Consider the following 13566-nt stretch of genomic DNA (forward strand, 5'->3'; position numbering starts at 1 on the left):
CCGTCAGCGGGCGACGCTCCAGACTTCGTCGCCTTCGCCCACTTCGAGCGTTTGCGCAGCCATCGCGTCGATCGCGATCGATCCGTCCTCCGCGATTTCGCGCATGCCGTAGACACTGCGGAAACTCGCCAGCGTGCCGGTGGCAATCAGCGCTCGTTCGCCGATGTCGAGATCGGTGTCCGAAACCTTGCCCGGCTGCGCCTTGCGCACGCTGCGCACCTGGCTGGTGCGCGCGGTCATCGTCGGCCCGCCGTCGAAAATGTCGACATAGCCTTCGGCGGCGAAGCCCTCGTTCTCCAGCATCCGCATGGCCGCCCGGCCGGAGGGGTGGGGCACGCCGATCACCTTCTTCGCCTCCTCGTCGAGCATCGCGATATAGACCGGATGCTTGGGCATCAGGTCGGCGATGAACTGGTTGCCGTTGATCGCGTTGAAATAATCGGCTTCCTGGAAGGTCATGCCGAAGAACCTGCCGGCAACGCCGTCCCAGAAGGGCGAGCCGCCGCGGTCGTCGATCACGCCGCGCAATTCGGCAATGACGCGATTGGCAAAGCGCGCCCGGTGCATGGCGATGAACAGGTACCGGCTGCGCGCCAGCAGCAGGCCGAACCCGCCGGCACGTTCGGCGGGATGAAGGAACAGCCCGCCGACTTCCGAACAGCCCTCGAGGTCGGTGACGAGGCTGAGCAGTTCGGCGCGCACGGTCCGGTCGAGTTCCTGGCTGTGCTGCGTCAGCGTGGTCATGCGGTAACTGTAGAAGGGCCATTGCTGCCCCACCTGGCTGAACATTTGGCAGGTGCCCCGCACCTGGCCGGTCTCGGTGTTTTCCAGCACCAGCGTGAACTGGTCGTCGCCCATATCGTCATAGGTACGCCCAAAGGCTTCCTCGGCGCGTTCCAGCTTGCGCGTCAGCGCGGTGCGGTCGGCGGGGAGGTTGGTGAAACCGCCGCCGGTCAGCTTGGCCATTTCGTAGAGTTGTTCGAGATCGGCGATTTGCGCGGCGCGCAGGCGAAAGGTCACAAAGGGTCTCCGGTCGAAAGCCTGGCCAGGACCAGCGCGGACAGGGCGGCGCGCTCGCGCAGGCTGGGCACGATCATGAATTCATCGGGCGAATGAATGGCGCCGCCGCGCACGCCCATCGTATCGACCACGGGCACGCCGGTGGCAGCGATATTGTTACCATCGCACACGCCGCCGGTGCTTTTCCAGCCGATCTGCTGGCCCAGTTCGGCGCCGCATGTCTTGACGAGATCGAACAGTTTCTGCGCCTTGGCATCGACGGGTTTGGGCGGGCGCGTCACGCCGCCGTGGCGATGGATGGCAACCTCGCGTTCGCTGCGGATCGCATCGAGGATCGCGTCGAGCTGGCCGTCGAAGCGGTTCATCGCATCGGTCGATTGGGGGCGGATGTTGAAGCGCAGGATCGCCAGGTCGGGCACCACGTTGTTCGCACTGCCGCCTTCGATCTTGGCCGGGTTGACCGTGATGTCCCCGGCCTCGAGCGCCTTGATCCGCAGCACGAGGTCGCTGGCGGCGACGATGGCATTGCGGCCGTCATGCGGATTGCGCCCCGCATGCGCCGACTTGCCGGTGATCGTGATCGAATAATTGCCCGTCCCGCCGCGCGCATGCGCCAGCGTGCCGTCGGGCAGCGCGCTGGGTTCGTAGGTCAGCGCGGCATATTTGCCGCGCGCCAGTTCCTCGATCAGCGTACGGCTGGCAAGACTGCCGGTTTCCTCGTCCGAATTGATCATCACGTCGTATCCCACGCGCGACGCGCCTGCCATCGTTTCGAAGGTCTTAAGCGTGTGGAGGATGACATTCAGCCCGCCTTTCATATCGGCAGTGCCGGGCCCGTTGATCGTCTCATCGTCGAGCCAGCTGACCTGCTGGAAAGGATGATCTTCGGGGAAGACGGTATCCATGTGCCCCGTCAGCACGAAGCGCCGCTCCGCTTCCGGCCGCACGCGCAGCACCATGTGCCTGCCATGCGGCTTCTCGAACTCGCGGCCCTCGGGCGAGATCGCGGTGACCGTGGCGGGTTCGACCAGATCGACGTCGCCGGGCAGGGTGCTGAAGGCATCGGCGAGGATCCCCCCATCCGGTCCAGCCCGGCGATATTGCCGGTGCCCGTGTTGATTGCCGCCCATTCCTGCACCTCGCGCAGCATCGTGTCGCCATCGATTGCGTCGAGCAGCGCTTGGGGGCGGTATCCGGTTTCATGTGCAACGTCCTTAATCCTGCCTTGGCCCGAGTCCAGCCCGTGCCTTGCATTGATCAACGGCTGGCGGCATAGACCGTGCCACTCCTCCCCGGGTACGACATCGCCGTTCTACTACTGCTCGAGGATTTCCATGACCGAATTTGTCACGCGCGCCGGAATCGAAGCCGATCCGCAGCTTGCCGCCTTTATCGAAACCGACGTGCTCGGGCCCCTCGGCCGCGACGTCGATGCCTTCTGGAAAGGTTTTGCCGACCTCCTGGGCAGGTTCGGTCCGCGCAACGCGGACCTGCTGGCCAAGCGCGAGGATCTGCAGGCGAAGATCGATGCCTGGCACACCGAACGGGCTGGGCAGCCGCATGAAGCGGGCGCCTATCGCACCTTTCTGGAAGACATCGGCTATCTCGTCCCCGAACCGGGCGAGTTCACCATCGGGACCGAGAATGTCGATCCCGAGATCGCGACCATGGCCGGCCCCCAGCTGGTGGTGCCCATCCTCAACGCACGCTTCCTGCTCAACGCCGCCAATGCCCGCTGGGGCAGCCTCTACGACGCGCTTTACGGCACCGATGCGCTCGACGCGCCCGCCGCACGGCCGGGCGGGTATGACGAGGAGCGCGGCGCCGCGGTCATCGCCGAGGCGCGCAAGACGCTCGACGAGATCCTCCCGCTCGCATCGGGAAGCTGGAAGGATCTCGACAGCCTCGACACCCTCGAACTGGCCGATCCTTCGCAGCAGGTCGGGCAGACCGACAAGGGCCCGCTGTTCCGCCACAACGGCCTGCATATCGAGATCGTCGTCGATCCGGACAGCCAGGTTGGCAAGACCGACCGGCTGGGTATCGCCGATGTCAATTTCGAGGCCGCGCTGACCACCATCGCCGATTGCGAGGATTCGGTCGCGGCGGTCGATGCCGAGGACAAGCTCACCGCCTATCGCAACTGGCTCGGCGTGATCCGCGGCGATCTGGAGGAAAGCTTCGAGAAGGGCGGCAAGACGCTCACTCGCAAGCTGGTGGGTGACAAGACTTACACCGACAGCGACGGCGGCGAACACAGCCTGCCCGGCCGCAGCCTGATGTTCGTGCGCAATGTCGGCCATCTGATGACCAACCCGGCGATGCGCTGGGACGGCAAGGAAATCCCCGAGGGGATCCTCGATGCGGTGGTCACCTCGGCGATCGGCGCGCAGGACGTCGCCGGGCTGGGGAAGTACGGCAATTCGCGCCGCGGCAGCATCTATATCGTGAAGCCCAAGATGCACGGGCCCGAGGAATGCGCCTTCACCAACGACCTGTTCGACGCGGTGGAAGACCTGCTCGGCCTGCCGCGCCACACGATCAAGGTCGGGGTGATGGACGAGGAGCGCCGCACCAGCGCGAACCTTGCCGCCTGCATCCACGCGGTGAAGGACCGCATCGTCTTCATCAACACCGGCTTCCTCGACCGTACGGGGGACGAGATTCACACCTCGATGCGTGCCGGGCCGATGATGCGCAAGGGCGAGATGAAGAACTCGGCCTGGCTCAAAGCGTACGAGGCGCGCAATGTCGGCATCGGGCTGGCGCATGGCCTGTCGGGCCGTGCGCAGATCGGCAAGGGCATGTGGGCGGCACCCGATCTGATGGGGCAGATGATGATCGACAAGATCGGCCATCTTCGCGCCGGGGCGAACACCGCCTGGGTGCCGAGCCCGACCGCCGCGACGCTGCACGCGATCCATTATCACCGCGAGGACGTGTTCGAGATCCAGAAGGGCCTGCCCGATGCGGCGAAGCTCGACGAATTGCTTGCCATTCCGCTGGCCGACGGCACCAACTGGTCGGAGGACGAGATCCGCGAGGAGCTCGACAACAATTGCCAGGGCCTGCTCGGCTATGTCGTGCGCTGGATCGATGCCGGTGTCGGTTGTTCCAAGGTCCCCGACATCAACGATGTCGGCCTGATGGAAGACCGCGCAACGCTGCGCATTTCCAGCCAGCACATCGCCAACTGGTTGCTCCACGGCGTCATCAGCGAAGAACAGGTGATGGACAGCCTGCGCCGCATGGCCGCCAAGGTCGACGAGCAGAACGCGGGCGATCCCTTCTACCAGCCGCTGCTGGAGAACGAGGACGGCGCGGCATTCAGCGCGGCGAAGGACCTCATTTTCAAGGGTGTCGAACAGCCCAGCGGCTATACCGAACCGCTGCTGCACGCCTGGCGGCGCAAGAAGAAGGCGCAGGGCTGACCACAGCCAGTCGCGATCGAAGGAAAAGCCCCGCCGACCAGCGGGGCTTTTTCGTTGAGCCTCACCCTTCTGCGGTGAGTGCGCGCGCGAGGGTCACGAATTCGCCGACCGTCACCGTCTCGGCGCGGCGCTGCGGGTCGATGCCGATCGCCTCCAGCGCGGCAACTGCACCGGGCACGCCCTTTAGGCTTTGGCGCAGCATCTTGCGGCGCTGGCCGAAGGCGGCTTCGGTCAGCCGTTCGAGCAGCCGGGCGTCGACCCCTTCGGACATCTCCGCGGGTTCGACATGAACAATTGCGCTCATCACCTTGGGGGGCGGGGTAAAGGCGCTGCGGTGAACCTTCATCGCCAGCTTCGCGCGGCTACGCCACTGCGCCAGCACCGCAAGCCGGCCATAGGCCGAGCCGCCGGGCTGCGCGACGATGCGCTGGGCGACTTCCTGCTGGAACATCAGCGTCAGGCTGGTCCACAGCGGCGGCCATGCATTCTCGCTGCCCTTCGCCCCGGCCAGCCAGCGCACGAACAGCGCGGTGCCGACATTATAGGGCAGGTTGGACAGCACGGCGAAGGGTTCGCCGCCCATCAGCTCGGCATGATCGAGCTTGAGCGCATCGCCCTCGATTACGCGCAACTGGCCCGGGAAGGCGTCTTCCAGCTCGGCCAGCGCGGGCAGGCAGCGGCGGTCCATCTCGATCGCGGTCACGCGGGCGCCGGCGCGCAGCAGGGCGCGCGTCAGCCCGCCGGGACCGGGGCCCACCTCGAGCACCTGCTTCCCGGCAAGATCGCCGGGCACCGCGGCGATCCGGTCGAGCAATTGCTCGTCGAACAGGAAGTTCTGCCCCAGCGCCTTGGAAGCGCTGAGGCCGTGGCGGGCGATGACTTCGCGCAGGGGCGGCAGGTCAGCCATGCGCGGACCGGTTGGCGGCTATCTGTCCCGCCATGCGAATGGCGGCGATCATCGCGCCGGGATCGGCGAGCCCCTTGCCCGCGATATCGAAGGCGGTGCCATGGTCGGGGCTGGTGCGCACGATCGGCAGGCCAAGCGTGACATTGACCCCCTCGTCGAAATCGAGCGCCTTGAGCGGGACCAGTGCCTGGTCGTGATACATTGCCAGCGCGGCATCGTAGGTCTGCCGCGCGCGCGGTGTGAACAGCGCGTCGGCGGGATGCGGCCCGGTAATGTCGAACCCTTCGCCCCGGAGGGTCTCGATCGCCGGCGCGATTATGCGCGCTTCCTCGTTGCCGAACCGGCCGCCTTCGCCCGCATGCGGGTTAAGCCCGCATACCGCGAGCCGCGGCGCGGCGATGCCGAAATCGGTCGCCAGCGCGCGCGCCACGATCCGCGCACGTCGTTCGATCAGCTGCTGCGACAGCCGGCCGGAGACTTCGGACAGCGCGCAATGGACGGTCAGCGGCACGGCGCGCAGACTGGGCCCGGCGAGCATCATTACCGCCTGGTCGGCTTCCATTCCGCAGACTTCGGCGAAGAATTCGGTCTGGCCTGGATGCTCGAAGCCGACCGCCGCCAGCTGCGCCTTGGCAATCGGCGCGGTGACGATCGCTGACGCGGTACCCAGCAGCACGCAGCGCGTCGCCTCGGCCAGCGATTGCAGCGCCAGCGCGGCGCCCATTTCATCGGGCTGTCCGGGGTGCACAGCGACATCTTCGCGGCCGAGCACCGGCAGCGCACGGCCGAACAGTCCCGGCACTTCGGCCGGATCGTCGATCAGGGCGATGTCGAGCGCGAGCCGGCGGCTGCGCGCCGCGGCTTCGAGCACGCCCTTGCCGCCGACCACGAAAAAGGGCGCGAGGCCTGCTTCGGAGCGCCGCGCCCAGCTTTCGACGATGATTTCCGGCCCGATCCCCGCCGGATCGCCAATCGATACGGCGAGGGGTGCCATGACGGGCGTCAGTTGTACTCGATGAAGGCGTCGTTGCGCAGGTCGCGCAAGTAGCGCTGGGCGCGTTTCTCGATGCGCTCGTCCTCGAGTTCGCCCATGATCTGGTTGAAGTCGGGGCCGGCGGCCACTTCGGGATCGTCGCGTCCGCACAGCATTAGCACGCGCACGCCTTCCTCGAACGAGCCGAACGGGGGCGTCGCCTGACCGACCTGCAGTTGCAGCAGGATGTTCTGCAGCGCTTCGGGCAGCGACCGGACCCGGATCTGGTCGTTGGTGACGACATTGGCGCCCAAGCGGGCAGCCGCGCTCTCGGCATCGCCGCAACCGCGGATGTCGCGCACGCCTTCGGTGAAAGCCGCCACACGCTGCTGGGCCAGCGCTTCGCTGGTACCGGGTGCGAAGCTGATCTGGATCTGCTTGAGGCTGAGCATCGCATCGCGCGGATCGGCCATCAGCACCTGCCGCTTGTCGATCAGGTAGAGGATCGAAAAGCCGCCCGGGATACGGATCGGGCCGACCAGCTGGCCGGGGCTCATTTCCGCGGCCACCGTTTCCAGCTGCGGGTTCTTGAGCTGCGCCAGCTGGATCCAGCCCAGATCGCCGCCAACGGCTGCGGTGGAGGCTTCGGAGAACTGCCGCGCATAGGCCACGAAACTGCCGCCCTGGCGGAGCTGTTCGACGATCTTGCTCGCATTGGCCTCGACCGCGGCTTCGGTTTCGGGCGTCGCCGAAAGATAGATTTCGCCGAGCCGGAATTCCTCGGTCCCGCGCGAGGCCTCGAGCCGTTCGATCAGTTCGGTCACTTCGTCCGACGAGACGTTGACGAAGGGGGCGATATTGCGGCGCAGCAGGCGGTTCCACGCCAGTTCGCCGGTGATCTGCCGCTTGAGCGAGGCGGGCGAGGAGCCGATGGACCGCAAATATTCGTCCATCTGCTCGGCGGCCTGACCGAAATTGCGGGTCGCGACGCTGGTATAGGTCTGCTCGACTTCTGCTGCAGGGACTTCGAGCTCCTGCGCTTCCGCAGCCTGTATCTGCAGCGTTTCGTCGATCAGATTGCGCAGCACCTGCATGCGCAGGCGGACCAGCTCTTCCTCGCTGACCGGCGTCTGGTTGGCCGCCAGCAGCAACGCCGCCCGCTGGTCGACATCGGTTTCGGTCACGACATAGCCATTGACGACGGCGGTGGCGACGCGGTGGTTGGGATCGCTGTCCTGCAGCATGCTGAGGTCGCTGGGCAGGCCGAGCAAATTGCCCTGGCCCATGGTCTGCTGGGCCTGGCCCGCAATCGGTGCGGCGACGAGGCCGGCCGCTGCGGCAAAGGAGAGCAATCGGGAAATCATGTGTGCAGTCACCTGTCGAACCTGTCTTGCGGCATCGCCGGGATGCCCGAATATGCCGGGCGTCTTGCAGCGGCGCGGCTTAACCAAAGCTGATGATTGCGCGCCGGATAGCGCGTTTGGGCCGGGGTGCCAATAAGCGCAGCCTAGCGGAAACCCAGATTTCTCAGGCTGAAGTAGAACTGGAAGGTATCGCCGCGTTCGGCATCTCCCGCGGTAATGTAATCGCGCCGCCAGGTAACGCCCAGTTCGAGGCAGTCGTCCTGATAGGCAATGCCCAGGCGGGTACGGATCGGATCGAACCCGTCCGATGCCAGCGTGGGGTCCTCCTCGCGGTCGGTCAGGTTGAACACGCCCGAGCCGAACAGCGACCAGTAATTGGCAAAAGCCATCCGCACCGCGCCGCGCAATTCCTCGCGGTCCTGCAGATCCTCTACCTGCGTGATATCGCGGTCGAGCCGGACGTAACCGATCTCGGCATAGGTCCGGCTCGACCCGACGGTGGCGTCGATCTCGTTCCGGCGGATCGCCAGATTGTCCTTGTCCAGCCGGAAGCGGTGGGTGAACTTCAGGAAGTTCTTGTACCGCACCTCGGTCCGCCCGACGAAATCGGAGAACCGTTCGGACAGGCCGGTCCCCACCGGCAGGATGTCGCGGTCGCTGTCGAGACGGTAGGATTGCCCCACATTGGTCTTCAGTTCCCAGTCCGGAATGCGCAGTGACCAGTCGAATCCGTAGGTGACCCGCGCGCCGTCCTCGACCCGGTCGTAGCCGGGGAAGCGGTTGAGCGCGAAGAGGTTGGAATCCTCGAGGTCGATCGCACGGGCATCCTCGTTGGGGATGGCCAGATTCTTGATTGGCGGGGTGGCGACGAATTGCACGCGAGGGGTGAACACCTGCGTGCCGCCGAAGGCTTCGCCGACGAAGGGCCATTGCACGTCGAGCGCGCCCAGCGCCACGCCGCGGTATTCCCAGCCGGGATTGCCGCGATAGCTCGGCGTGGTGGTGAGGTAATTCTCGTCCGAATGGTAGACGTCGCCGCGCAGCATGCCGGTGAGCGTGACGACCTGGCCAAGCGCGGTCACGCGGCGCAGGTCCCATTGCGCGCGGGCGAAGGCGCGCTGCGTGTCCTGCCCGATATCGCGCATGATCGCGAGCGTGTTGCCCTGCAGTTCGAGCTGTCCGCCGAGGATCTTGGCATCGGGCCGCCAGCGCACGTCGAGCACGGGCAGCGCGATCGGCACTTCGCCTTGCGGCTGGTCAAGCCGCAGGGTCTGTGTGGCCCAGCCGGCCAGCGAGAAATAGGTGTTGCCGGCAATCCGCTCCAGCTCGAGCGTGGAGCGCAGCCGGTCGTCGCGGCTGATGTCGTAGCGGCGCAGGAAGGTGCGGTCGGTGGTGCGGCGGACCGATCCGGTCAGGCTCCAGTCGGGCGTCAGCTGGAACTTGCCATTGGCGAACAGGTAGCCGCGGAATTCCTCCGCGCTGTCGGCCACGCCGGTGAAAGTGGAAATTCGCTGCGAATGGGTGGCGTAACCGGTGATCTGGTAGGCGCCCGCTTCGGTCAGGTGGCGCCACTGCCCCGCGACCATCGGTGCCGCCCCGGTATAGACATGGGTGGTCAGCGTAAGGTCTTTGTTGTCGCCGAAGCGCAGGTAATAGCTGCCCGATACCTCGACCCCGTTGCTTTCGGAAAAGCGCAGGTCGGGCACGAGGAAACCCGAAACCGCACCGCCATCGGTGCGGATCGTCAGCCCCGGCAGCGGCAGCAAACGCGCGCCGAACAATTCCAGATAGGCGCCCGAAAAATTGATCCGGCTGGTCTCGGGGTCGTAAACGACGCGCTCGGCGGTGATCCGCCAGCTCGGATCGCGCGGGCAGCCCTGCGGGTCGACGACGGCGCAGCCGCTATAGGCCGCTTCCTCCAGCGCGACGGTGCCGTCGCTTTCGCGAATGCCGCGATTGGCGGCGAGCCGCCCGCCCTGCCGCAGCGCGAGCAGCAGATCGTCCATCGCGCCGGCTTCGAATTCGTCGGTCAGCTCGACCCGTTCGGAAAACAGCTGGTTGCCGTTTTCATCGACGAACCGGACGCGCCCCGTGGCGAGGATTTCGCCGGTCTGCTCGTTCCAGCTGACCGAATCGGCGCGCAGCGACCGGTCGCCGCTGCGCAGCACGACGTTGCCGCTGGCGGTCACGACATCGCTGTCGGCACTGTATTCGAGGATATCGGCTTCGAAGTCGATCGCGCGGTTGCCGGCCGCATCCAGCCCGTCATCGCCGGTGGGGGCGGGCGGCGGGTCCAGCCCGGCGCCGGGATCGGGTACGGTGAGCAGATCGTCGACGCCGGCGCCCTCGTCCAGCGTGGGCCGGTCGGGCTGCGGGTCGCCGGGCTCGCCCTGCGGGTCGATGACGTTGCCGACATTGTCGGCCGCGCGCTGCGCAGCGGCCGGGCTGGCCGCGCATAGCGCCAGCGCAATGGCAGTCAGAGTCGCGGGACGGATGGCCTCCCGGATGGCGTGCGGGGCTGTCTCGGCAGGCGGGAGCATCCCTTGCCTATCGCACCGGCCACGCCTAATCGCAATCGCCATCCTCGATGGGCGTGCGCGCAGCGTATCGGCCCTGACCAAAGACAATTCCGGAGATCCCATGCACATTCAGTTCAGCCAGTCCCGCCCGCAGGTTGCGCGCCTTGTTGCGCAAGTTACCGACAAGGACAAGGTTCCCGCTGGGCTGGAAAAGCCGTTCGCCGAAGGCATGGAAGCCGCCCGGTTCAAGGGCAAGGCGGGGCAGGTGTTCGACGGCTTCGTCGAACGCGATGGCCAGGTGCTCCGGCTGGCGCTGGCCGGCCTCGGCGACAAGAGCGATGAAGCCCGGCTCGCCAATTGCGAGAAAGCGGGCGCGGCGCTGGCTGCCAAGTACCAGTCGAGCGGCGACGAGGAACTCGTTCTCGACCTCGCGGAAAGCGGCCTGACCGCCGAACAGGCAGCCAGCGTCCTGCTCGGCCTGCGGCTGCGCAACTGGCGCTACGATGTCTATCGCACCAAGATGAAGGACGAGCAGAAGATCACGCTCGCCACTGTCACCGTGATCGGCGCTCCTGAGGGGACCGAGGCCGCGTGGGACGACATGGCGCGTGTCGCCGAGGGCGTCGAGTTCACCCGCGTGCTGATCACCGAACCGGCGAATATCCTGTACCCGGAAAGCTTCGTCGAGCGCTGCCGCGAACGCTTCGAAGGCACCGGCGCCGAGCTGATCGTGCTGGACGAGGCACAGATGGAAGAGCTCGGCATGGGGTCGCTGCTGGGCGTCGGTCTCGGGTCGGAGCGCGAATCGCGCATCCTCGCGATCCGCTGGGACGGCGGCGAACCGGGGGCGGCCCCGACCGCCTTCGTCGGCAAGGGCGTGACCTTCGACACCGGCGGCATCTCGATCAAGCCGGGCCCGGGCATGGAAGACATGAAATGGGACATGGGCGGCGCAGGCGCCGTGGCGGGCGCGATGCTGGCGCTGGTCGGGCGCAAGGCCAAGGCCAATCTCGTCGGCGTGGTCGGGCTGGTCGAGAACATGCCCGATGGCAAGGCGCAGCGTCCCGGCGACGTGGTCACGAGCATGAGCGGACAGACCATCGAAGTGCTCAACACCGATGCCGAAGGGCGGCTGGTGTTGGCCGATGCGCTTCACTGGACACAGGAAGAATTCAAACCCGCGCGCATCCTCGATTTCGCAACGCTGACCGGCGCCATGATCATCGCGCTCGGCCACGAGTTCGCGGGCGTCTTCTCGAACGATGACGCGCTTGCCAGCCAGCTGCACGATGCGGGCGAGGCGACCGGCGATCGCAACTGGCGCCTGCCGATCGGCCCGGCCTACGACAAGCTGATCAATTCGCCGATCGCCGACATGAAGAACATCGGCGGGCGCGCGGCCGGATCGATCACCGCCGCGCAGTTCCTGCAGCGCTTCATCGCCGACGGGACGCCTTGGGCGCATGTCGACGTGGCGGGCATGGTCTGGTCGGACAAGCCGGGCCGGACCTGGGGCAAGGGCGCGACCGGTTACGGCGTGCGCCTGCTCGACCGGTTCGTTCGCGATACGCTGGAAGGCTGACGGATATCATGGCCAAGGGTACCGGCAAGATGCGGCGGATGGGCGACTTGCCCAGCAAGACGTGCCTGACCTGCGGCTTTCCGTTCACGTGGCGCAAGAAATGGGCGCGGGACTGGGAAGGGGTCAAATATTGCTCCGACCGGTGCCGCCGCAACAAGCCATCGTCGTCGGGTGAGGCGACGGGCCCCGAATGACCACGACCCGCGTCGATTTCTACCAGCTCAGCCGCGATCCGGTGGACGTGACCGTGGCCAAGCTGGCCCGCAAGGTTTTGCAGGCGGGCGAGCGGCTGGTGATCGTCAGCGGCGACGACGCGCAGCGCACGCATCTGTCGCAACTGCTCTGGCAGCAGGGCGGGGCGGCCTTCCTCGCCAACGGCATGGCCGGCGGGGCGCATGAAGCGCGCCAGCCGATCCTGCTGTCGGGTACCTGCGGTTCGTCCAATGGCGCGCGCATGGCCCTGATCGCCGATGGAAGGTGGCGCGAAGAAGCGCTGGAATTCGACCGCGTCCTGCTGCTGTTCGATGCCGCCCAGCGCGACGCGGCCGCGGCTTTGTGGCGCCGCTTCGCGCAGGACGAGACGATCGACAACCGCATCAACAAACAGGATGAACACGGCAGTTGGCGCGAGGGTCGCTGACGGAACCGTTGCGCGCTTCAAGCATCGATAGGGCATGACACGCAGCCCGTCCGCCGCCCGACTCGCCGCTTTCACTGCCGCCGCGCTGGCAGTTGGGGCCTGCGGGGGCGAAGCCGAGAACGCGGGCGAGAATGGCGGTGACGGCGCCGAACCGCGCGGCTCCTACGATATCGATGCGGAAACGGGCGAAACCCGCGCGAGGTATACGGGCGACGACGGCACGGTCACGACCATGCGTTCGGGCGAGCGCGTCCCGGTCGAACTGCCCGCGGGGTTTGCCCTCTATCCCGGCGCACGGGTGACCAACAACACGCGGGTGGAACAGGCCGCTGGCGTGCTGGTCCTGCTGACGCTGGAGAGCGCCGCGCAACCGGCGGATATGATGACGTATTATCGTGAACAGGCAGCCAGTGCCGGGATCGACGTGGCGACGTCGCTCGACAGTGGGCCGATGACGATGATCGGCGGCGAAAACGCCGACGGCACCAGCTTCTCCTTCACCGCGACGCGCGAAGGCGAGGTCACCCGGGCGCAGCTGTCGATCGGACGTGGTCTCGAATGAAACTTGCCCGGGCGGGCCCGCGGCGCTAGGGGCGCGCGCGAGAATTTTCTCCCCCGCATACTCCACGCAAGGAAATCACCATGGCGGTTACCCGCACCTTTTCGATCATCAAGCCCGATGCCACGCGCCGCAACCTCACCGGTGCGGTCACCAAGATGCTGGAAGAAGCCGGCCTGCGCGTCGTCGCCTCGAAGCGCATCCAGATGACCCGCGAGCAGGCCGAAGGCTTCTACGCGGTGCACAAGGAACGTCCCTTCTTCGGTGAACTGGTCGACTTCATGATCTCGGGCCCGGTCGTCGTACAGGTTCTCGAAGGCGAAGATGCGGTCAAGCGCAACCGCGACGTGATGGGCGCGACCAACCCGGCGGATGCCGATGAAGGCACCATCCGCAAGACCTATGCCGAATCGATCGAAGCCAATTCGGTTCACGGTTCGGACAGCGACGAAAACGCCAAGATCGAAATCGACTTCTTCTTCAACGAAGACGAAATCGTCGGCTAAAAGCCTCTGCGGCCATGTCTTTTGGCCGCACATCATTTGTTTATAGGCTCAGGGGGCGATCCGTT

Annotated in this window: 11 protein-coding genes and 1 pseudogene; 6 read left to right on the forward strand and 6 right to left on the reverse strand. The window is 66.3% G+C overall.

The annotated features are described in order from the left end of the window. Nucleotides 1–3: 3 nt before the first annotated feature. Both WKH79_RS01140 and WKH79_RS01145 read right to left on the reverse strand, forming a co-directional pair. A complete protein-coding gene (locus WKH79_RS01140; RefSeq protein WP_341859349.1) occupies nucleotides 4–1020 on the reverse strand; it encodes an arginine N-succinyltransferase in 1017 nt (338 codons plus the stop codon). Beyond that, nucleotides 1017–2170 (reverse strand): annotated as a pseudogene (locus WKH79_RS01145) (hydrolase). Before WKH79_RS01145 ends, WKH79_RS01140 begins: the two are co-directional and overlap by 4 nt. Nucleotides 2171–2354: 184 nt before the next feature. Between WKH79_RS01145 and WKH79_RS01150 the strand changes: the two are divergent. Further along, entirely contained in the window at nucleotides 2355–4451 is a 2097-nt protein-coding gene (locus WKH79_RS01150; protein WP_341859350.1) for a malate synthase G, read from the forward strand. Nucleotides 4452–4512: 61 nt separating this feature from the next. Here the strand turns inward: WKH79_RS01150 and rsmA are convergent, their stop codons facing one another. From rsmA to lptD, 4 genes are all read right to left on the reverse strand, one after another. Further along, the gene (gene rsmA / locus WKH79_RS01155) at nucleotides 4513–5358 is read right to left on the reverse strand and encodes a 16S rRNA (adenine(1518)-N(6)/adenine(1519)-N(6))-dimethyltransferase RsmA (protein WP_341859351.1); all 846 of its coding nucleotides are present in this window, start codon (nucleotides 5356–5358) and stop codon (nucleotides 4513–4515) included. Further along, entirely contained in the window at nucleotides 5351–6352 is a 1002-nt protein-coding gene (gene pdxA, locus WKH79_RS01160; protein ID WP_341859352.1) for a 4-hydroxythreonine-4-phosphate dehydrogenase PdxA, read from the reverse strand. Before pdxA ends, rsmA begins: the two co-directional genes overlap by 8 nt. A gap of 8 nt (nucleotides 6353–6360) precedes the next feature. Next, nucleotides 6361–7707: a peptidylprolyl isomerase gene (locus WKH79_RS01165; RefSeq protein ID WP_228135246.1), complete on the reverse strand. Its 1347-nt coding sequence runs from the start codon at nucleotides 7705–7707 to the stop codon at nucleotides 6361–6363. Between the two features lie 131 nt (nucleotides 7708–7838). After that, nucleotides 7839–10235, reverse strand: coding sequence for an LPS assembly protein LptD (gene lptD / locus WKH79_RS01170; RefSeq protein ID WP_341859353.1), 2397 nt, complete (start codon nucleotides 10233–10235; stop codon nucleotides 7839–7841). Between the two features lie 100 nt (nucleotides 10236–10335). Here lptD and WKH79_RS01175 point away from each other — a divergent pair, with 100 nt between their 5' ends. The 5 genes from WKH79_RS01175 (at nucleotide 10336) to ndk (ending at nucleotide 13501) form a co-directional block, all read left to right on the forward strand. Next, on the forward strand, nucleotides 10336–11796 hold the full coding sequence (locus WKH79_RS01175) for a leucyl aminopeptidase (protein WP_341859354.1): 1461 nt from the start codon (nucleotides 10336–10338) through the stop codon (nucleotides 11794–11796). Nucleotides 11797–11804: 8 nt separating this feature from the next. Next, nucleotides 11805–11990 (forward strand): DUF2256 domain-containing protein, encoded by a 186-nt coding sequence (locus WKH79_RS01180; RefSeq protein WP_341859355.1) that lies wholly within the window; start codon nucleotides 11805–11807, stop codon nucleotides 11988–11990. Further along, nucleotides 11987–12436: a DNA polymerase III subunit chi gene (locus tag WKH79_RS01185; RefSeq protein WP_341859356.1), complete on the forward strand. Its 450-nt coding sequence runs from the start codon at nucleotides 11987–11989 to the stop codon at nucleotides 12434–12436. Before WKH79_RS01180 ends, WKH79_RS01185 begins: the two co-directional genes overlap by 4 nt. Nucleotides 12437–12470: 34 nt before the next feature. Next, nucleotides 12471–12998, forward strand: coding sequence for a hypothetical protein (locus WKH79_RS01190; RefSeq protein WP_341859357.1), 528 nt, complete (start codon nucleotides 12471–12473; stop codon nucleotides 12996–12998). Nucleotides 12999–13078: 80 nt separating this feature from the next. Then, complete coding sequence (gene ndk, locus WKH79_RS01195; RefSeq protein ID WP_050600255.1) at nucleotides 13079–13501, forward strand: nucleoside-diphosphate kinase; 423 nt, start codon at nucleotides 13079–13081, stop codon at nucleotides 13499–13501. The last annotated feature ends 65 nt before the right edge of the window (nucleotides 13502–13566 follow it).

It is taken from the genome of Qipengyuania sp. GPGPB31 (assembly GCF_038396345.1).
Classification (GTDB): Bacteria; Pseudomonadota; Alphaproteobacteria; order Sphingomonadales; family Sphingomonadaceae; genus Qipengyuania; species Qipengyuania citrea.

Excerpts from the sequence above, each read along its gene's own strand:
- ndk (WP_050600255.1), top strand. The coding sequence starts at position 13,079 with ATGGCGGTTACCCGCACCTTTTCGATCATCAAGCCCGATGCCACGCGC.
- WKH79_RS01190 (WP_341859357.1), top strand. The coding sequence starts at position 12,471 with ATGACACGCAGCCCGTCCGCCGCCCGACTCGCCGCTTTCACTGCCGCC.
- WKH79_RS01175 (WP_341859354.1), top strand. The coding sequence starts at position 10,336 with ATGCACATTCAGTTCAGCCAGTCCCGCCCGCAGGTTGCGCGCCTTGTT.
- WKH79_RS01180 (WP_341859355.1), top strand. The coding sequence starts at position 11,805 with ATGGCCAAGGGTACCGGCAAGATGCGGCGGATGGGCGACTTGCCCAGC.
- pdxA (WP_341859352.1), bottom strand. The coding sequence starts at position 6,352 with ATGGCACCCCTCGCCGTATCGATTGGCGATCCGGCGGGGATCGGGCCG.
- WKH79_RS01185 (WP_341859356.1), top strand. The coding sequence starts at position 11,987 with ATGACCACGACCCGCGTCGATTTCTACCAGCTCAGCCGCGATCCGGTG.
- rsmA (WP_341859351.1), bottom strand. The coding sequence starts at position 5,358 with ATGGCTGACCTGCCGCCCCTGCGCGAAGTCATCGCCCGCCACGGCCTC.
- lptD (WP_341859353.1), bottom strand. The coding sequence starts at position 10,235 with ATGCTCCCGCCTGCCGAGACAGCCCCGCACGCCATCCGGGAGGCCATC.
- WKH79_RS01150 (WP_341859350.1), top strand. The coding sequence starts at position 2,355 with ATGACCGAATTTGTCACGCGCGCCGGAATCGAAGCCGATCCGCAGCTT.